This window comes from Acinetobacter sp. SwsAc6, from assembly GCF_013391565.1.
In the GTDB taxonomy this organism is placed as follows: Bacteria; Pseudomonadota; Gammaproteobacteria; order Pseudomonadales; family Moraxellaceae; genus Acinetobacter; species Acinetobacter cumulans.
Map to the genome: position 1 here is coordinate 23,922 of NZ_JACAXE010000034.1, position 20,346 is coordinate 44,267.

At 39.8% G+C, this 20,346-nt stretch carries 21 protein-coding genes; 6 read left to right on the forward strand and 15 right to left on the reverse strand.

Annotated elements, in window-relative coordinates; genetic code table 11:
- Positions 1-16: 16 nt before the first annotated feature.
- On the forward strand, positions 17-1,009 hold the full coding sequence (locus tag HYG93_RS16720; RefSeq protein WP_178962704.1) for a glycosyl transferase family protein: 993 nt from the start codon (positions 17-19) through the stop codon (positions 1,007-1,009).
- A 75-nt stretch (positions 1,010-1,084) separates the two neighbouring features.
- Here the strand turns inward: HYG93_RS16720 and HYG93_RS16725 are convergent, their stop codons facing one another.
- Entirely contained in the window at positions 1,085-1,354 is a 270-nt protein-coding gene (locus HYG93_RS16725) for a YeaC family protein (protein WP_106986485.1), read from the reverse strand.
- 3 nt (positions 1,355-1,357) lie between these two features.
- The gene (locus HYG93_RS16730; RefSeq protein WP_106986472.1) at positions 1,358-2,296 is read right to left on the reverse strand and encodes an NAD(+) kinase; all 939 of its coding nucleotides are present in this window, start codon (positions 2,294-2,296) and stop codon (positions 1,358-1,360) included.
- Positions 2,297-2,448: 152 nt separating this feature from the next.
- Here HYG93_RS16730 and mrcB point away from each other — a divergent pair, with 152 nt between their 5' ends.
- Positions 2,449-4,848 carry a penicillin-binding protein 1B gene (gene mrcB, locus HYG93_RS16735; protein WP_106986471.1) on the forward strand — a complete coding sequence of 800 codons (2,400 nt, stop codon included), beginning with the start codon at positions 2,449-2,451 and terminating at the stop codon, positions 4,846-4,848.
- A 68-nt stretch (positions 4,849-4,916) separates the two neighbouring features.
- Positions 4,917-5,429 (forward strand): hypothetical protein, encoded by a 513-nt coding sequence (locus HYG93_RS16740; protein ID WP_106986470.1) that lies wholly within the window; start codon positions 4,917-4,919, stop codon positions 5,427-5,429.
- 31 nt (positions 5,430-5,460) lie between these two features.
- Here HYG93_RS16740 and HYG93_RS16745 read toward each other — a convergent pair whose 3' ends face one another.
- Positions 5,461-6,360: an NUDIX domain-containing protein gene (locus HYG93_RS16745; RefSeq protein WP_106986469.1), complete on the reverse strand. Its 900-nt coding sequence runs from the start codon at positions 6,358-6,360 to the stop codon at positions 5,461-5,463.
- Between the two features lie 146 nt (positions 6,361-6,506).
- Between HYG93_RS16745 and hemP the strand changes: the two genes are divergently transcribed.
- A complete protein-coding gene (hemP, locus tag HYG93_RS16750; protein ID WP_106986468.1) occupies positions 6,507-6,677 on the forward strand; it encodes a hemin uptake protein HemP in 171 nt (56 codons plus the stop codon).
- 176 nt (positions 6,678-6,853) lie between these two features.
- Here the strand turns inward: hemP and HYG93_RS16755 are convergent, their stop codons facing one another.
- From HYG93_RS16755 to HYG93_RS16770, 4 genes are all read right to left on the reverse strand, one after another.
- Positions 6,854-8,188, reverse strand: a complete 1,335-nt coding sequence (locus HYG93_RS16755; protein ID WP_106986467.1) for a sensor histidine kinase KdpD — start codon at positions 8,186-8,188, stop codon at positions 6,854-6,856.
- Positions 8,185-8,856: a response regulator transcription factor gene (locus tag HYG93_RS16760; RefSeq protein ID WP_106986466.1), complete on the reverse strand. Its 672-nt coding sequence runs from the start codon at positions 8,854-8,856 to the stop codon at positions 8,185-8,187. Before HYG93_RS16760 ends, HYG93_RS16755 begins: the two co-directional genes overlap by 4 nt.
- Before the next feature lie 117 nt (positions 8,857-8,973).
- The gene (locus HYG93_RS16765; protein WP_106986465.1) at positions 8,974-9,366 is read right to left on the reverse strand and encodes a NirD/YgiW/YdeI family stress tolerance protein; all 393 of its coding nucleotides are present in this window, start codon (positions 9,364-9,366) and stop codon (positions 8,974-8,976) included.
- 182 nt (positions 9,367-9,548) lie between these two features.
- Positions 9,549-11,306, reverse strand: a complete 1,758-nt coding sequence (locus HYG93_RS16770) for a GspE/PulE family protein (RefSeq protein ID WP_106986464.1) — start codon at positions 11,304-11,306, stop codon at positions 9,549-9,551.
- 240 nt (positions 11,307-11,546) lie between these two features.
- On the opposite strand from HYG93_RS16770, the gene HYG93_RS16775 reads away from it, so the two are divergent.
- Positions 11,547-12,794 carry an MgtC/SapB family protein gene (locus tag HYG93_RS16775; protein ID WP_106986463.1) on the forward strand — a complete coding sequence of 416 codons (1,248 nt, stop codon included), beginning with the start codon at positions 11,547-11,549 and terminating at the stop codon, positions 12,792-12,794.
- Between the two features lie 9 nt (positions 12,795-12,803).
- Here the strand turns inward: HYG93_RS16775 and tsaA are convergent, their stop codons facing one another.
- A complete protein-coding gene (gene tsaA / locus HYG93_RS16780) occupies positions 12,804-13,523 on the reverse strand; it encodes a tRNA (N6-threonylcarbamoyladenosine(37)-N6)-methyltransferase TrmO (RefSeq protein WP_106986462.1) in 720 nt (239 codons plus the stop codon).
- Between the two features lie 106 nt (positions 13,524-13,629).
- Between tsaA and HYG93_RS16785 the strand changes: the two genes are divergently transcribed.
- On the forward strand, positions 13,630-14,409 hold the full coding sequence (locus tag HYG93_RS16785; RefSeq protein ID WP_106986461.1) for a ferredoxin--NADP reductase: 780 nt from the start codon (positions 13,630-13,632) through the stop codon (positions 14,407-14,409).
- Positions 14,410-14,626: 217 nt separating this feature from the next.
- Here HYG93_RS16785 and HYG93_RS16790 read toward each other — a convergent pair whose 3' ends face one another.
- The 7 genes from HYG93_RS16790 to HYG93_RS16820 all read right to left on the reverse strand — a co-directional run.
- On the reverse strand, positions 14,627-16,351 hold the full coding sequence (locus HYG93_RS16790; RefSeq protein ID WP_106986460.1) for a DUF2235 domain-containing protein: 1,725 nt from the start codon (positions 16,349-16,351) through the stop codon (positions 14,627-14,629).
- Positions 16,352-16,367: 16 nt separating this feature from the next.
- Complete coding sequence (locus tag HYG93_RS16795) at positions 16,368-16,781, reverse strand: hypothetical protein (protein WP_106986459.1); 414 nt, start codon at positions 16,779-16,781, stop codon at positions 16,368-16,370.
- A 58-nt stretch (positions 16,782-16,839) separates the two neighbouring features.
- Positions 16,840-17,262, reverse strand: coding sequence for a hypothetical protein (locus HYG93_RS16800; RefSeq protein WP_106986458.1), 423 nt, complete (start codon positions 17,260-17,262; stop codon positions 16,840-16,842).
- A 92-nt stretch (positions 17,263-17,354) separates the two neighbouring features.
- Positions 17,355-17,789, reverse strand: coding sequence for a hypothetical protein (locus HYG93_RS16805; protein WP_106986457.1), 435 nt, complete (start codon positions 17,787-17,789; stop codon positions 17,355-17,357).
- Positions 17,786-18,241, reverse strand: a complete 456-nt coding sequence (locus HYG93_RS16810) for a hypothetical protein (RefSeq protein WP_120366098.1) — start codon at positions 18,239-18,241, stop codon at positions 17,786-17,788. Before HYG93_RS16810 ends, HYG93_RS16805 begins: the two co-directional genes overlap by 4 nt.
- Positions 18,242-18,297: 56 nt before the next feature.
- Positions 18,298-19,212: a DUF4123 domain-containing protein gene (locus HYG93_RS16815; protein WP_106986455.1), complete on the reverse strand. Its 915-nt coding sequence runs from the start codon at positions 19,210-19,212 to the stop codon at positions 18,298-18,300.
- On the reverse strand, positions 19,213-20,346 hold a 1,134-nt coding region (locus HYG93_RS16820), incomplete at its 5' end, for a type VI secretion system Vgr family protein (protein ID WP_178962705.1).

Consider the following 20,346-nt stretch of genomic DNA (forward strand, 5'->3'; position numbering starts at 1 on the left):
GCCTGAAAATATATTTATGAATACCAAACGAAATATTTATCAAGATTTTGAACATCCCTTTGCACAGTTTGTACGTATTATTGGTAAAGGCAAAAATGGCGCACGCTCATTAAGCTATGATGAAGCCTATCAAGCTTTTAGCATGATTTTAAAAGATGAAGTCTTGGACGTGCAATTGGGTGCATTTCTCATGTTGTTACGTGTTAAAGAAGAATCTGTGGATGAACTTGCAGGCTTTGTACAAGCAACACGTGATCAGCTTAATTTTAAACCTCTAGCTGTAGATTTAGATTGGTCATCTTATGCAGGCAAGCGTAAACATTATCCTTGGTTTTTATTGGCAGCACTAACACTTGCGAAAAACGGCTATAAAATTGTCATGCATGGGGCTTCTGGCCACACGCTTAACCGTGTTTATTCAGAGCAAGTTCTCGAATATTTAGGCTATCCAATCTGCCAAACAGATACTGAAGTTGAAACTGCACTGAAGCAAAGTAATTTTGCCTATTTACCTTTACATGCTATTTCACCAATTCTAAGTGACTTAATTGCACTGCGTAATGTGATGGGCTTACGCTCACCAATTCATACACTTGCGCGTTTAATTAATCCTTTTAATGCCAAAGCCACCTTGCAAGCGATTTTCCATCCTGCATATCGCAGTTCACACCAACAGTCTGCCTACCGCTTAGGTTATCAAAATAGTGCCGTTATTAAAGGAGAAGGTGGCGAGTTTGAACGCAATCCAGATGCTAAAACTTTAATTTGTGGCATCCAAAATGGCGAGCTATATGAACATGAGTTAGCAAAGCTCACAGACAACCGTAGTCCTATCGAAGAAGAACTCGACCTTGCGGTATTTAAAGCTGTTTGGGAAGGCCAACGCACACATGAGTACGGCGAAGTTGCCGTGATTGAAACCATGGGCATTGCTTTATATACCATGGGCGTTTGTGCAGACTACCCAACTGCAATGCAACATGCTCGTAAACTTTGGCAGGCACGTTAAATATTGCGGTGAATAACGCCATAAAAAAAAGGATGCTAAGCATCCTTTTTTATTGATCAAAAAGACCGTATTACTTTAAATAAATTTAATTGGCTTAAATTCTTCTTCAGCATGATCATGAGAGTCACAATGCTCATCTTCTTCTTTCGTGCCACGGTCAATATAACCACTACGTTCATCTTCAGGTAAGTTTTTAGCTTCCCACGCATAAACTGCTTGCATACAGGTTTGACGTTGTTCTTTTGTCAACGCCACGCCATTAGGCCATTTACCAATTTCAATTGCCGTTTTTAAACGACTAACAATTTCAGGATCGAGTACGGCCAGCATTTGTTCAATATTCATCATCTAATCCTGTTTTAATGAGTCAAAATCTTGGTTCCAACCAAGTTTAGTCCGGCATGCCATATAAAAGTCATAGCCTGGTGGATGGAGTAGATTAAGTTTAAATGGATGTTTACGGATATGTAAACTGTCCCCCACATTTAATGAAACACTATTTTGACCATCTGCGCTCACCATAGGCAATACACGGTTTTCACGAATCAAAATTTTAATTTCACTGTGCCCGCCCACCACAATCGGACGTGATGACAAAGTATGTGGGTGCATAGGGACTAAGGCAATCGCATCCATACTTGGATGTACAATTGGGCCACCGCCAGACAAAGCATACGCTGTTGAGCCTGTCGGCGTTGAAACGATTAAGCCATCACTGTGTTGACGATACACATACTGCCCATCGATATTCAGCTCAAAATCGATCATGTGTACAGAACGACCTGAATGTAGCACTACATCATTGAGTGCTATGGCATCGTAGATTGTTTCACCTTTTGAGCGGATTTCCATTTCTAATAAGAAACGACGATCCAGCTGAAACTCACCTTTTAACACTTGATCAAGCTTAAATAATACTTCTGTTGGTTTGATATCGGTTAAAAAGCCCAACCGACCACGGTTTACCCCAATAACAGGTGTATTGTGCTTGACCAGTGAACGTGCAGCATGCAGGAGTGAACCATCGCCACCAACGACAATCACCAGATCAACAACTTCGCCTAATAGCGCCTTACTGACCGTCTGCGTATTGGTATATGGCACCAAGGCTGCAGTTGCATTATCAAATACAGGATGCAGACCTAGACTTAAAAGATGGTCATGAATGAGACATAAAGTATCCACTACAGAAACTTTATCTGGACGTCCTATTAGTCCAATATTTCTAAATGATTTGTGTGAAATTTGCACCTGCGCCTTTGCTCCACTACGCTTCATGCCTATCATAGCATTAACACATTTGTTTTAAAAAAAACTTTAAAGCCATTCATTACAACGGATTTCACCGTATATTTTGCATTCTTATACAGTTTAAATATTGCAAATTAACAAAAAGCTTCGCATGATTAGCACAATTTATCAGGGTCTTATCATAGTTTATGAAGTCTGAACGTGGCATAGGCATAATTGCTTTCATTTTTTGTGTACTTATCATTGGCATGTTTGTCGCAATGAGTGTCTATCTTATTCGTATTGATAACATTGTACGTACAAAATTTGAAGGCCAACGCTGGGATATTCCTGCGAAAGTATTTGCTCGCCCTTTAGAAATCTATACAAATGCCCCTGTAAACCAAGAAGACTTAAGCCAAGAACTTAAAATGTTGGGCTATAAAAACACTGAAAGTTATGCCAAAACCGGAAGTTACGTTGTTTCTGGAAATGAAATGTATGTACACACGCGTGGCTTTGACTTTGGTGATAGCGTCGAGCCTGAGCAAGTACTTAAAATTGCCTTTAATGAAAATGCCATTGCCGATGTAAGCGCAACTAAACCATCGTCAACAGGTATTGCTCGCTTAGAGCCAATGCTGATTGGTGGTATTTACCCACAGCACAATGAAGACCGTGTACTGATTAAATTAAAAAATGTACCACAGCCTTTAATTAATGCACTGATTGCCACAGAAGACCGTAATTTCTATAAACACCACGGTATTTCTGTACGTGGTACTGCACGTGCCTTAGTGAGTAATTTGACTGGTGGTAAACGTCAAGGTGGATCTACCCTGACACAACAGTTGGTTAAAAATTTCTATTTAAGCCCTGAAAAAACCTTAAAACGTAAAGTCAACGAAGCACTTATGGCGCTGTTGATTGAATTACACTATGACAAAAATGAAATTTTAGAAGCTTATTTAAATGAAGTGAACTTAGGCCAAAATGGAAACTACTCCATCAACGGCTATGGCTTGGCATCACAGTTCTACTTTGGTTTGCCTCTACGTGAGTTGAATATTGCACAGCAAGCTTATTTGGTTGGTTTGGTACAAGGTCCAACTTTATTTAATCCGTGGCGTAACCCTGAAGGGGCTAAAAAGCGTCGTGATATTGTCTTAAACAATATGTTAGTTATGGGTACGCTAAGCCAAGAGCAGTATGAAACTGAAATTGCACGTCCATTAAATGTATTGGCAAAACCAACTTTGGGCCCTGCCCGCTTCCCTGATTTCTTAGATATTGTCCGTCGTCAATTACGTACGGAATACCAAGAAGGCGACTTGACCAATCAAGGCTTACGTATTTTTACAACTTTAGATCCGATTGCTCAAACACGAATTCAAGACAGTTTTAAAATCTCAGTTGCCAATTTAACCAAAAGTAATCCTGCACGTTTAAAAGATTTACAAGGTGCAGTACTGGTGACGCATCCAGAAAATGGCGAACTGGTTGCCGCTGTTGGTTCTACTCAAGAATTTACAGGCTTTAACCGTGCACTGGATGCTAAACGTCAGGTCGGTTCTTTACTCAAACCTGTCATTTACCTCAGCGCAATCGAGTCTAATCGTTATAACTGGGCCAGCCCAATTGAAGACTCACAAATTAACATTCAAAGTGAAGGAAAAACTTGGACACCTAAAAACTATAGCGGTGGTGAACATGGTGTTGTGCCAATGATGACGGCACTTGCCAATTCATACAACTTATCTGCCGTGCGTTTAGGTCAAGAGTTTGGTATGTCGACATTTATCAATCACTTGAAAAAATTTGGCGTCACTTCAACTATTCCAAACTATCCATCGATATATTTGGGTGCTGTTGATATGTCACCACTGGAAGTGATGAGTATTTATGGCAACTTTGCAACAGGTGGTTTCAAATACCCTGTTAAAGCCATTCGCTCTGTGGTGGATGCAAATGGTCATTTGCTTGATCGTTATAGTTTATCTGTACAACCAACAATTGATCCATCCGATGCATACATTCTGAACTACGGCTTACAGCAAGTTATGCGTGCTGGTACTGGTCGCTCTGCTTATGCAACATTACCGTCATCTTTAGGCTTAGCAGGTAAATCAGGCACCACCAATGATACACGTGACTCATGGTTTGCTGGTTACTCTGGAAATTATGCAACCGTAGTATGGTTAGGTTTAGACAATAACAAAGCGACAGGTCTTACTGGTTCTTCAGGTGCACTGCCAGTTTGGACCAATGTGATGAAACAATTACGTCAAAAACCGGTAAATTTGCGTCAACCTGATGCAGTGACATGGCAATGGATTGATAGTGGTTCAGGTGATTTGTCTGCTTCAGGCTGTAATAACGCGGTCTATATTCCTTTGAATCGTAATTCAATACCAACACGTGCATCAGCATGTGCTACTTCACAATATGAATCAGAACAAAACACAATTAATATCGATTCTACACAGCCTTCAGTACCGCAAGATGATAATTATTCAGATGGTGGTTATATCCATGAAAGCGAATCGGATACAGATGCTGATTCATCGAATCAACCCCGAATGATTTCAAGCGGGAACTATGCAAATTAAGGTGTGTCATATTGAATAAATTGCAATTACATTGTGATGTAAGCAAACTCAGTTTAGTTGTCTGCCTTATGGCGTTGGTTGGCTGTCAAAGCGTACCAACGCCTGAGCAAAAAACAGAAGTTTCAAACAAAGCACCAATCAATAAACCAATTCAAGCTGCGGATGGTGTTGTCATTCATCCTTATGATGTGCCTGAAATTAAACGTAAGCAGATTATTATTCCTGAGCAAAAAGCACCTAGCCAAAAGTTTGATGATGGTCGAAACCTACCTGCTTTTCAAAAATTGATGCAACAAACGCAAACTGCATACGCAAAAGGCGAACTGAATCAAGCAGAGAATTTAGCCAATCAAGCACAGCGCTTAGCCCCTCAATCTGCTGAAAGCTTTTTATACTTAGCCCTTATTGCTAACCGTAAAAACCAAGCGGTCAATGCACAAGCTTTGGCACAGCGGGGTTTAAGTTATGCACAAACCGATGCTATGAAAAAACAGTTATGGCAAGTGATTCTTAAGTCTGGGCAAAAACAAAACAATACCGCAACCGTGAACAAAGCACTCAACGCGCTAAAAGGGCTATAACAGCCCTTTTCAAAACCCTTAAAAAACTTCCTTAGACGAAGCGTATTCCAGCAATACCATAAGCATGATGTTGCTTCGCCTCCATCAAATCCGAAATATGCATCCCACCCAATGCAAAGACTGGAATATCCACCTGCTGTGCAATGCTTGCAAAAGCCTGCCACCCAAGTGGCTGAGTTTCGCTGTGTGTCTCAGTATGCTTTACAGGGCTGAGTAATACAGCATCACAACCTATACGGCTAGCATGCAAGATAGAAGCCAAATCATGACAGGCAGCAATATAACGTACGCCTTGCTGTAAATCACCTTTGTTGAGTTGCAGACATTGTTGCTGTTTTAAATGAACCGCCCCCATACTTTGCTGTTGCACGCTATTTAACTTTTTCCAAAGTTCAATATTCACAATCAATCGTGACAAATCTTCCAACTTAATTTCTGATAACTCAATTTGCTGTTGCTGTGTGGCATCCGTGCGCCAATACATCAGCTTTGTGTCATCCACTTGCGCCAATTGACTCAATTGATCTGAAATTTTAATAATCTGTTGCCAATACAAACGCTTTAACATGGCTTTATTGGCTTTGGGAAAGTTTAAGTTGAGTAGTTCATCACGGCGATACCACTGCCATGGTTCACGAATCGATTCCAGCATACTGCTCGGAACTACCCCATGGAATATATGCAAATTCACAATTACATCGTCGTATTCATGGCGTATAAAATCAAAATGATGCCATTCACTTAAATTAATTCCAACTTCCTCAAGCACTTCTCGGCTACATGCCTCTACAGGGCTTTCACCCTCTTCCACCTTACCACCTGGAAATTCATTTTTATTGCCCTGATGTTGCTGTGCATCTCTCCAGCCAACCAGCACTTGGTCTTGATGTAATAAAATAGCAATTGCTATGTGCAAATTTGGTTTAGCCATAAAGCAACATCTCAAAATCTGACGAAATATGTTTAAGTGTAAACAGCTTTATAATTTTTTTAAATTATTATCATTTACCGTTGACAGGTCTATTCGATAATGATTATCATTTAATTCGTTCACTACCCACCACGGAGCACATAATAATGAACGCACCTTTTAGCTTATTTACTCATTCTAACGAAACTCATCATGCACTACCAATGCTACATTCTAATAACTTATTTGCATTGGGCCGTGAAATTCGCATTATGCATGCAGGCGAAGAATACCGTTTACGTTTAACACGCAATAACCGTCTTATTTTAACTAAATAATTTTCAATTTCTAATAATAATAAACGTGGAAACAAGCAGTATGAGTCAGCGCATACTGTTTTTTTACATCCAGATTAAAACAATTTTCCACACGAACGTAATGTATCTATTGATCACACCGACAATGAAGTTATTTAGTCCCCACAGTCTGCATCAGTCTACTCACTCAACCCGCTTTATATAGATAAGAGAACTTTGAGCCCACCCAATTCAGAAGCTGAAAATTTTATTTGGCCTTGATGTAATTCAACAATTTTTTTACATATCGAAAGCCCTAAACCACTGCCTTGTACTTGGCTTCCCAATACGCGATAAAAGCGTTCTCCAAAGTGCTGTATCACGGTTTCGTCTAAGCCTTCACCTGAGTTATCAATTTGCCAATAAAGCTGACGACCTTGTTGTTGCAAGCGAATCTGTATGGTGCCTTGATCTGGAGTGTAATTCACCGCATTGTCGATTAAGTTACGCAAACATATTTGCAATAACTCTGCGTTCGCTTCAATGGTCACAGGCTCTAAATTACTATGAAGAATCAAATGGTGCTGTTGCAAAGACTCTTGGTAGTCACTCAATAAACGTTCTGTGATTGCTTGTACATCAACCTGAGTTTTGGGAAGATCTTCCTCCTTTGACGGATCTAAACGTGCCAATAAGAGTAAATTTTCTAAGACCTGAGTTCCACGGCTGACATCTTGCTGTATGGCCAGCATTTCTGTTGCCAATTGTGGATGATCTTGATATTTACGGCGTAGTACTTGCAAACGCATTTGAATAGCAGACAATGGTGAGCGTAACTCATGCGAGGCATCTGCAGTAAAACGATGTTCTGCTTCTAAGGCACGCCCTAATCTTTGCATTAAGGAATTTAATTGCAAGCGTATGGGCTCTAGCTCGATGATTGCAGGCTGACTGGCATCAATCGGACTCAATTCTTTCGGATTTTTTAAGGAGATTTGTTCTGAAAACTGCCGAATAACTGCAAAATCCCGCTTCATTAATACTTTTAACAGCACCCACTGTAGCCCCCACAACAAAAGTAGAACCGCAGCATAGCCCAACACACTCTGTAACAACAGTTCAACCCGTTCTTGCATCGGTTGAAGCATGAGTACTTCACGCTTTGATTCTGAGTCTATTCGCTTATAACTACGCCACAGTTGCCTGTCTTGCCAATAAAAGCCGTAATCATCAGCTATACGTTCCGATACAAAAGCGCTCACATCATGCTGATCTTCAAGTTTAGATTGTGCCAATATCCGTTGCTGATGTTGAACCACATAGGAAATATCAAATTCCTTACTGAGTTCACCTATAGTTTGGCTCGACTGTGTGGGTTGCGTCTGAGCGACCAGAAAATCGGCTATTTCATCCATAATGGCATCTTGCGTATCCATCGTCTGATAGGCCGACAATGCAAATAGCAAACACAGTGCAATTGCACCTGCCAAAATCGAACTCCATAAGGAGGTCTTAATCAGCTTTTGCTGGAGTGAAATCTTAGCTTGACTCATGATGTAGCCCTATTCATGCGATAACCTAAACCACGGATCGTCTTGATATATTCACTGCCAATTTTTTTTCTTAATTGGTAGATATACACTTCAATTGCATTACTTTCGACTTCATCGCCCCATGCATATAAGGACTCCTCAAGCCTATCTCGGCTCACGGTATGCTCAGGTCGTTGCATCAATTTATATAAAATCTGAAACTCTTTGGCGGTTAAATCTATGCGTTCTGCAGCCCTATATAAAGTTTTCGCCTGCACATCCAACTTTAGGCTGTCAAAGCTGATGATATTGGCTTGAGTCTGTTCGGCTTGCTTTAAACGAAGTTGTGCACGTATGCGTGCAGAAAGTTCATCCAAACTAAAAGGCTTAATCAAATAGTCATTTGCACCTAAATCTAATCCAATGACACGGTCTTGTATGCTGTCTTTGGCTGTAATAAAGATGACTGGCGTTTGCGGCTGCGTTTTACGTAATGCCACAATAACTTCATCGCCTGTTGCTTGAGGCAAGCCTCGATCTAACAACACACAATCATATTGATGTTGTTGTAAAGCCAAAATTGCATGATCCCCACGTGCCACCCAATCTAAGCTATAACCATCCATTTCTAACCATGCTTTAATGCTCTGTGCTTGGGAAGCGTCATCTTCAGCCAGTAATATACGCATGTTGATATTCCTTACATTGGTGGTGGGCAATCAAAATCTATCTGTTTTTTATTCTGTCAGCATAATAAAAAAACCGTATGCACGCATACGGTTTTCTGTTGGGTAATTTACTTGCTGTTAAAATTTGATGTGATCAACATCAATTTCTACATGCTTGGTCGGTAGTAAATCAACATCCACTTCACCCATAATCACAACAGGTGTTTTGGCAGAAATCGCTTTGCCTTGCCACAACTTATCATCGATATCGACAGTAATACTGCCAGTGCTATCACGGAATTGATATTTTTCATCACCTAAGGCTTTCACAACATAGCCTTTTAACTGAACATCAGTATCATCTTTTAAAGTCAAAGCTTGCTTTACAGTCACCAATGCTGGTGTAGCAATAGCTTGTTGATTGATGGCTGGCGCATTTACCTTAGCTTGTGGTGCTGTTGGGTTTGCAACTGCATACACAGCTACACCTGCAAAAACGGTTGCAATCAATGATTTAGTTAATGTGTTCATGCTCATTTCCTCTGTTTAAATATTCAATGCTTGATTCGATAACTGCATTTAAACAAAGTAAGATGAGGTGAATCTTAGGATCAAAACATCTTGCGTATGAAATTGGACACACTAAATAAATCACACCCCATTAAAACAAGAAACATTTTAGACCATCAGACATATATGCAAATGCCTAGTGCTCAGTTTAAAGGCACAACACGTAGCACTTCCTCTAAGGTGGTTACACCAGCCATTACTTTACGCGCACCTGCAATTCTTAACGGTTCAATGCCTTCTTTACGAGCTTGATAACGAAGTTTGGTTAAATCTGCATTGGCGCCAATCAGTTGCTTGGTTTCCAAACTCAGTGGCATAAACTCATAAATACCTACTCGCCCCTTATAGCCTGTATTGCGACATTCATCACACCCAACAGCCTTACACACAAAATCTGGCATATCAATGTTGTAATCGAATGTAAGATGCTTCCACTCTTGATGATCAATAAAAGTTTCTTGCTTACAATGCGGGCATAGTTTCCGCACTAAGCGCTGTGCCAAAACACCCAATATGGTTGCTGCCGTCAAAAAGGGTTGCACACCTAAATCATGTAAACGGGTTAAACTCGACGGCGCATCATTGGTATGTAGCGTAGACAATACCAAATGACCTGTTAATGCCGCTTGGATGGCCATGTTGGCTGTGTCGTGATCACGAATCTCCCCCACCATAATAATGTCAGGGTCTTGACGCATTAAAGCTCGTATACCATCAGCAAAACCCAAATCAATGCCTGTATTGACCTGCATTTGGTTAAAGCTAGGCTCTAACATTTCAATCGGGTCTTCAATAGTACAAACGTTCACTTCATCTGTAGCCAATTGTTTAAGAGATGAATACAGCGTAGTAGTTTTACCCGAACCTGTTGGACCAGTCACCAAGATAATGCCATGACTATGGCTGGTCAGTTCATTCCACGCATTTTGTAAACGCCCTTCAAAACCCAACTGCTGAAAACTTCGTACCAACACTTCAGGGTCAAAAATACGCATCACTAGTTTTTCACCAAATGCAGTTGGCAAGGTTGATAAACGTAATTCCGTTTCTTGGCCTTTTGGTGTACGGGTTTTTAAACGGCCATCTTGCGGTTTACGCTTCTCGGCCACATTCATTCGACCTAAAATTTTAATACGTGAAATGACTGCGGTCAGTGTATTGGCTGGCATATTATAAATGGTGTGTAATACTCCATCGATACGAAAACGCACCTTACCTGCTTCTTTGCGCGGCTCAAGATGTATATCACTTGCTCCTTGCTCAAAGGCAAATTGCAGTACCCAATCAACTAACTTCACAATGTGCTGATCATTGGCATCTGGGTTTTGCGTATCCCCTAGCTGGAGTAAAGCTTCCACGCCTTTATTATCACGATCATAAGCCGAGGTTTTTTGCGAATTATTCACCGCACGGCTGACCTGATAATATTCGACCAAATAACGCTGTAATTGCTCAGGATTTAACAATACGCGCTGAATTTTACGCGGTAGTACCGTACGTTCTAAATTGGCCATCCACTCCATTTTATACGGTTGATCTGTAGCAATCAGCACCACATCATTTTGTAACTCAACAGCCAAAATACGATTTCGAAATGCAAATTCTTGTGACATCACACTGGTTAATGCCGCCACATCCGCTTTTAATGGATCAATAATATAAAAAGGTAACTGGCTTTTTTCTGCCAACCACTGACATAAGCGATTCAGCGTTAAAACTGACTGCGGGTGACTTTGATCAGGCAAATTAAAATTTGAAATCCACTGTAATGGATGCCATTTCAGTTGTTCACGTTGACGATGTGTCGTTTGAATTAATAATCGATCTCGCTCGGTAATTCGGCCATCTTTTTCTAATTGCTCTAAACACCAAACCGTGTCAATTTCAAAATTATGTATCATTATTTTCAGTCCCCAAACAGACTTTTACTATAACAAGTTTCACCTTGCTTTTTATATCAATAAACCATCAATTAACACCTAAAAGTATTTAATGGTCCTGCCTTATTAATCTGCCTAAAGCAAAATCTTAAAATAAATAAGGATATTTCTTATTTTGAGCAATACAACGCTTGAAAGACATTCAAAACTTCGCCTATATTTCAAGCACATCTAGATAATAACGACAGTATTGGTGACCTTTTGGATTATTCATTTGCCACACAATTTCCAGGCTCATTTGCTACATTGCTTTCTATATTTGCATCTGCACTAGGTTGTGGCTTACTCATTGGCTTAGAACGTGAACGTAGTAAACAACGTGAAAATCAGCACAGCTTTGCAGGACTTCGCTCCTTTGCCATTTGTGCCTTACTTGGCGCACTCTGTTTTTTATTTGGTCAGTATATTGGATTAATGGGCGCGGCCATTGTGGGCGCAATGGTAGTATTTTCAATTAAAAACCAAACGGATGACCCAGGCATTACCACAGAACTGGCTTTTATGATGACCTATTTTATTGGGGCACTATGTTTATGGAATATGCCTTTGGCTGCAGGTTTGTCAGTGGGGTTAACCATCATTTTAAGAGCCAAACACTCCATGCACAGCTTTGCAGGAAAATGGATTACTGAAGCCGAATTTAGAGATGGTCTGTGTTTATTGGCATTAATCCTAATCGCACTTCCACTTACTCCCAATACCCCACTTTGGGGCGACGTACTTAATCCTTATATTATTTTAAAACTTCTTACACTGATCTTGGTCGTGCAATCCTTAGCACATATTGCAAAACGTTTATTGTCTTCTAAAAATGCCATGATGCTATCTGCTATTGCCTCGGGTTTTGTGTCCAGCACTGCCACGGTTGCAAGCTTAGGCATGGAAGTTCGCGCTGGACGTGCCAATGCAAAACACAATGCAGGTGCTGCACTCATGTCTTGTGTCGCTACACTATTGCAATTACTGATTATTGTGGCTGGTCTGAGCATGCTGTGGCTAAAAAGCATTGTCATTGCTACTCTCATCGCCACAGTTGTTTTGGCATCCTGTGCATGGCTCTTATTAAGAGATGCTCCTCTTACAACACCCAATCAAGATTTAGATAGCCGTATGTTTAGCTTAAAAGAGGCTGCAATTATCGCCTTAACCTTAACGGTGATTCAGGCAGGTGTTTACGCGCTTAATTTGAGTTTGGGCTATGCAGGTTTAATTCTTGGAACCTTACTAGCATCTTTATTTGAAATTCATGCCGCGATGGCAACTGTTGTAATACAAGGTACGCCCGACAATAGCACCGTATTTTATGCATTTGTTCTTGGGATGATTGCACATGCAATTGCTAAATCGATCAATGCATTTATCACTGGCGGTTATCGCTATTTTGCCTACTTTGCACCAATTCAAATTTTGCATATTGCTGTGCTCATCACGCTACTGTATTGCCTATAAGGAATCACGCTATTCAGTTACTGTATTAAGCTCACAAATATGTACTGCTTCAACGCTTACGGTAAATGCAACATCAACATCAGCAAAGCGCATTTTATAAACACGCATTGCATCTTCCTGATAGGCAGGCCTCGGATCAAGCGCCAATACTTGTTCAAGTTCTTGCAATTGCCGTACATCAATTTTTTGGGTCTGCAATAAGTGGATTTTTTGCTGCTCTGCGACTTGCTGCCATAACACCACTTTACGCCTAGGCTCGTCTTGTGCATAACCACTTTGTGCATCGACCACTGCATCCGAATACTGTATATAAGGTTTAATATCTACAATGGGTGTGCCGTTGAGTAAATCACTGCCCTGCACATAAACCCGTACAGATTTTCCAACTTTTTCCACTTTTTTTAGCTGTACTACAGATAAACCAATCGGCGCAGGTCGATACATACTCCGCGTAGCAAAGACACCTATTTTTTCGTTGCCTCCTAGGCGTGGTGGACGCACTTGCGGACGGAACTTTTGAGTATCCTGATTTTTATTGTCATGAAACTGCCAAATCAGCCATAAATGACTAAAGGCTTCAATTCCTTCAAATGCCAGCAAGGTATTATATTCACCTGTCATTTCTATATATGACTCAACCTGCACCAAATTCGGCTGACGCGGTATTCCGAACTTTTCTTGGTAAGGAGAACGCATATAACCAATAATTGGCAAAATCAAACCCGACATAATCACTTTTTCTGATAAGCTCAATTAAATATATTCAGTTTATCGAGAATGATTTTAGATTAGAATAGTAAGCTGTTCTAATTTGATAATTTTATTGAGACCTTTAATGGCTGCTTTCAACGTCGAAAAGATTACTCACGTTCACCACTGGAATGACACTTTATTTTCTTTTAAAACGACTCGCGACACTGCACTACGTTTTAAAAACGGTCAATTTGTGATGATCGGCCTTGAAGTAAACGGTAAGCCTTTAATGCGTGCTTATTCTATTGCTAGTGCAAACTATGAAGAAGAACTTGAATTCTTCTCTATTAAAGTGCCAGATGGTCCTTTAACATCTATTTTGCAACAAGTTAAAGTTGGCGACGAAATTTTAGTTTCTAAAAAGCCTACAGGTACTTTAGTACTTGATGACTTAAACCCAGGTAAAAACTTATACCTTCTTTCTTCAGGTACAGGTCTTGCACCATTCCTTTCTGTGATTCGTGACCCTGAAACTTACGAACGTTTTGAAAAAATCATCGTTGTGCATGGTACGCGTTTCATTTCAGAATTGGCTTACCAAGACTTAATTGAAAATGAAATTCCTAATCACGAATTCTTTGGTGAATTAGGCGCGAAAGAAAAATTGGTTTACTACCCAACAGTAACGCGTGAAGAATTCCACACTCAAGGCCGTGTAACAACTGCAATTGAATCTGGTCAGCTATTCGAAAAAATCGGTCTGCCACGTTTCAACCCTGAATCTGACCGTGCAATGCTTTGCGGTTCACCTGCATTCCTAGACGACGTTGCTGCGCTTCTTGACCAGCATGGCCTTAAAGAATCTCCAAAAATGGGCGTTCTAGGTGACTACGTAATTGAACGTGCATTCGTTGAAAAATAATTAGCTGTAAATTAAAAAGCGCATGTCATCATGCGCTTTTTTTGTACTCCAAACCTGCAAATGAGTAGGGCTATTCCTTCTGAAAGATATGACTCAATAAATAATACGATCTAAAATATCGCTTTCTACTAAGCGTTGCAGGAAACAGAAAAGAAATATCTCCATATAAAAATAGGGTGATGCGCTGATAAAAAACTTAGCATACATCTAAAGCAAGTTAATTTAATGCTGTCTCGGGTACAGTTTCTGATTGATTCACAGCTTCAGACATCGCATTTTCACGGGCAATTTGCTCATGAACTGGTCCTAATTTTTTATCTACACGCTTACCTTTCCAGCTGCGCTTAGGTTCATACACCGTCCGCTGTCTAAAGTAACTGAATGGTTCAGCATTATAAATAAAGCCATATTTTGAATCATGAACATAGTTTGAATAAAATTTAATCGTGTTTTCCTTTGCTTCTTTTTCAAAGCTTTCAAGTTCCCAGTCATCAAGACCAATATAAAATTCGTAAAATTTTTGCAAGGGGTAAAACACTCGATATAACTGTTTATATCCAGTCACTTGATTACTGTCTGCACTGGTATACCCTCTGGCTTTTTTCACCCGTTCAACTTCAGTCGCCATATCAGTAGGACCCCACCAGCGTCTGCTTTCAGCACGATTTTTCTGCGCAACGGATTGAGCTATATTCGCATCTGAATTGCCAGCAGCATGCAATGCCTGTTTTTGTCTATGCAATGTTCCATATGCGCTATAGTAAATCTGCATATAGCGCTTCATATCATCTTCAACTTTACCTGTGCTTGCTCCAGCCTCCTTTTGCAAGGCATCCCAACAGGCTTGCGTCTCTGCTTCAATTTTAAATTGCTGATTAAATAATTCTGTTGCTTCCACAGCTGTTTTTTCATAATTAAACAGCTTTACACCAGCTTGCTCAGCGGTATCCAGCATATGTCTTAAAGTAATACGGGCAAAATTATTACTTACATGCTGAGAGTTTGTCTCGTAACCGCCGCCGACATCGGAGTGCATGCCGGGGTAAACCACTTCTTTCCAGTTTTTAGGGTTAGCCAATACCCCATCCTTTCGAACCAGATCTACCGGAAAGGCAAAGCGCTGCTCATTGCCCGCAATCAAATGCAGACAATTTTTTACGCGAGGATCGACCACCATATCCCGCCCAGAGAAAGTCAGTTTATTCGGCAAATTTGTTGCCGGCAGGCCAAAAGAAGCCACCGTATCAAACAAGCCTAAAAACTTGACTTCCATCGGTATTTTTTCGGCATAGCCTTCCATTTCATATTTCAGCTCTAAATTTTCTGCTTCAGCTTTCCAAATCATTTCATTGGTAAATACACGCGCCAAAGCTGCGCCACGTGAAAAGCCAAATACAGAAAGATTGATTTTTTTGATTAATCGATGCTGATTTAAATTGCTGATAACTTTAGTATTCACTTCATTTTTTCGCTGCATCACATCCTGTTGCAGTTCAGCTTCCAGCTTTTCAATTTTTTGAGCTAATATATTCTGTAACTGCTTATTTACTTCATCTTTACCATACTGTAGCCTTTTACTTCCACCAATACCGGTACTTCCTCCCGTTAAGTCATTGTCTTGCATCCAGCATACAGATGCTTCTAAATGATCCATTTCACCATTAAATGGTGTCCCAACACCTGAAATATAAATCGCATGACTTAAAGCATTGCTAAGTTTATTTATTTTTATTTCAGACTGACTAAAAGTATCTGCGTTACGCCACAAGCGAGCTGGATTTGCCCATTTTTTATCAGTTTCATCATTTTTTAAATTATTACCTGTACCATCAAAATAAACCGACAGATTTACTATATCTTCACAGCTTTGCTTACTTACAGGTGGCTGATTAGACACATCTTGATTATTATTTTTAATTTTTTCTGAGATCGTTAAAGACACAAGAAACTCCCAATGATTATTTTAATTTATTTTCCCAATCTATACCTTTTTTCGTCGGATCCGGAAGGTCATTTGAAGTCGTAATTTCTACGCTATCATCAGGATATAAATGCACCGCCAAATAACTCTTATTTTTTAACTCTTCTTTGCTTAGATGTACAATATTGATGGCTTGATGTTTACGCGTACTGTTATCCTCACCCCAAGTGATGATTTGTGGACCGAGTATCACAGCAGAACGCATTGTTGCACTGCCGTATCCGCCACCCACCTCATATCCATTCACTTTAACCATATAAGGCCGATAGCTTGGATCATAGTTGAATGAAGTTGTGGTCAGCACATAGGTTTTATTTGGACCTATACCCATACACCCAGCCAAGCCAAAAATCAAAGAGACTGGTAAAATCATTTTTTTAAATTTACGCATTATATATTCTACTTATTATCCTTAATTATAAATCAATATTTTCCCCATCATTAGGGACTTATTTTTCCCATAATGTATCTCTCCATTTTAACCCCTTTGATGTTGGCCTAGGTCCATTTTCAGAAGTCACTATTTCAACACTGTCATCAGGATATAAATGTACAGACAAATACCGCTTATTCTTTAAATCATCTTTTGTTAAATTCACAACATTGATGGCTTGATGTTTACGCGTACTGTTATCTTCCCCCCAAGTAATAATTTGTGGGCCGAGTATCACGGCAGATCGTTTGGTTGCTCCACCAAAGCCTCCGCCCATTTCCTCTCCATTCATCTTAACCATATAAGTCCTATAACTCGGATCGTAGTTAAATGATGTTGTTGTCAACACATAAGTTTTATTCGGACCTATTCCCATACACCCAGCTAAGCCTAAGGTTAAAGACACAGGCAATAACATCATTTTTGTTAATTTACTCATTTTCTATACTCATATATCAACCATGGCAGTACTAATGTTAATTTCTTTATTGAAATAAATTATTGTCAAAATTACAGAATTTAAATTTTCATTTATTTATTCTTAGATTGTTTTCTTAATTTATCCCGCCAATCTAAACCCTTCTGTGTCGGGTCAGGCAGATCATTCGACGTGGTTATTTCTACGCTATCATCTGGGTATAAATGCACCGCTAAATATCGTTTATTTTTTAAGTCTTCTTTAGCTAAGTTAACACTATTGGTCGCTTTATGTTTACGCTTGCTGTTATCTTCTCCCCAAGTGATAATTTGTGGACCAAGTATCACGGCCGAACGCTTCGTTCCAGCACCAAAAGCTCCTCCCACTTCCTCACCATTCACTCTCACCTCATAAGTTCTATAACTTGGATCATAATTAAATGAAGTTGTAGTCAGCACATAAGTTTTATTCGGACCTATACCCATACACCCAGCCAAGCCTAAGGTTAAAGACACAGGCAATAATATCAACTTGGTTAATTTACTCATTTTCTATACTCTTTATTTAATAATTGCTTATTCTGTTCTCTTAAGTGTTTCATCCACTCTAAGCCTTTTTGCGTTGGATCAGGCAAGTCATTCGACGTGATAATTTCTACGCTCTCATCAGGATATAAATGCACCGCTAAATATCGTTTATTCTTTAAATCTTTTTTGCTTAAATTTTCAACATTAATCGCTTTATGTTTTCTATCACTATTCCCTTCACCCCAAGTAATATTCTGTTGGCCAAGTATCACTCCTGAGCGCTTTGTCGCTCCGCCAAAGCCTCCGCCCATTTCTTCTCCATTCATCATAACCATATAAGCTTGATAATTTGGAGCATAGTTAAATGAAGTTGTGGTCAACACATAAATTTTATTCGGACCTATACCCATACACCCAGCTAAGCCTAAGGTTAAAGACACAGGGAATAACATCAATTTTATTAACTTATTCATTATCTATACTGTTTATTCAGTTCATATTTTTAAATCTAAAAATATATTTTTCCGCATTACAAAGCTGGCGAGGAATCCTCTAGCATCTCCATGGCTTGATCCATCGTGATTTGCTTTTCTTTAACCCTTAACAGGACTGTCTGCAGCTGTAGATCCATTTCAAAATGTTCCTGATAACCTAATTTTAAACAAATGAAATTTAAAATATCTCGTGTTCCTTGCAAGTGAAAACATCTTGCTTGTTTAAGTGCAGAAATCACGTATTGATACAAATCCCAAGCGGTAAAGTTTTCAACCAAAAAATAATTATTCAATTTTAAGTAATAAATTAAATGATCAGGAAATGTCGCTTCGACCATTTTCTCTTCCTGATCCACAGAGAAACACAATGGATTTTGTGAATCATAACTTTGCTGAAAAGATTGGAGGTTTAATCCTGTTATCTGTTGTAATTGACCTAGCCGATCCCAATACCACCACGTGTGTATTGGCCCTAGTAAAATCTGCTTTTGTTCCTTATCTAATACTTGTTCTTGGATATACAAAGTCTCATCAGCTTGATGTCCAAGCAAGGTCGCTAAGATGATAGGGTCCCAAAATGCCAAAAACATTTCTAAACCGCCATCGAATCTCACATTGGTAAATTGCCTTAAATGTGCATACATTTCCTCAAAATTTAGAGGCGATACAATCAATGTCATTTTAGGTGTAGATATCACTCTTTTTTGAATGTGTATCCATTCCAAACTGGTCATTTCACTATTTAACTGTATTAAATGTGGCGATATTTGTGCAGCTTTTTCACCTGCAGCTTCTGTAAGCAAATTACGCTGGGGCAAATGCATCCATTTGCTTAAAAAGAACTTATCCTGAGCCGCATCAGCAAGGGCATATATAGATAATCCTTCTGCAACATGATCACTTTGCGTGGAAAAAATTCTTTTAATATCATCGTGAATATAATATGACATTTATAAACCATCTCCTTTATTCACAAATGCACCGCGTTGATTCATTCTTCGTGCTAAACACTCCCAACACACATTTTGCGGAAAAAATGGCAATTGCATATTGACCTGTGCTCCAGGAATAAACGTATGCTGACCTGCCTTCACCTCAAACTTTCCAGCCGTTGTTGGCAGCACCCCTGCACTACTAATCTCAATTTGACTGCCACCTGCAGTCAGCACTATTTTCTTACTGGCTTTAATTTCCACGCTATCTTCAGTCGAAATAATTTGAATACCTTTACGAGCAATCAAGTCAGCCCCATCTCCTTGGGCTTGGATTTCAACTTTGCCTTTGCCTGCATACGCACGTAATCCTTCTTGTGCCGCAAATAGACTGATCTTGCTTTGTGCATGGGCAATTAAGGATTTTTGACTACTGATATTAATACTATCCCCAGCACTTTGGCTGATCTGCCTATCTGCTGAAACATGTATATCTTCATTGCTCGTCATCGCAATTGAGTTGGGCGCAGATAAAATCATGAGGGCTTGTTTAAAAGCATCGGCTTTTTCTTGACTGCCTTTTTCGATTTGACCAAGGAAGTGCTTTAAATTATCCAAGACTTCAAGTGGGTCTGTTTGCTGATTTTTCGCCACTTCACTTAATGCTTTACTGCTGTTTAAGTTGGCTTCGATTTGTTCTTTCGCAACTTGTGCATCGAGGTGCATTGCAGTCGCTTGTTGTTGTGAGTGTGTGCTGACAAGTAGCCCTTGTCCTGCTCGTACTGCGCCCCATTGGTCTGTTCTTAGTTCAAAACCTTCGCCTCGACCTTCACTTTCTGCAGTTTCTTTGGGATGACTGAGGTTTCCTAAGTTGAGCTGAGTGGCGCCATGGGTACTTTGTAATTGTGTAGATATCTGTCCAGTCGTATCATCAAAGCGCAGTTGTCCAAAGCCTTCACCTTGTACTTCCTTGCTTTTTATTCCAGCCAGCTTTTTGGTCTCGGGTAATTGACCTTTATTGTCAAACTTGGTCGGACTGCGCTGTGCTTCATGTATGCGCCCCACCACAAATGGTCGGTCGATATTGCCGTCAAAGAAGTCGATGACCACAATTTCATTAATACGCGGCAAGAATCTTGCGCCATAGCCTTC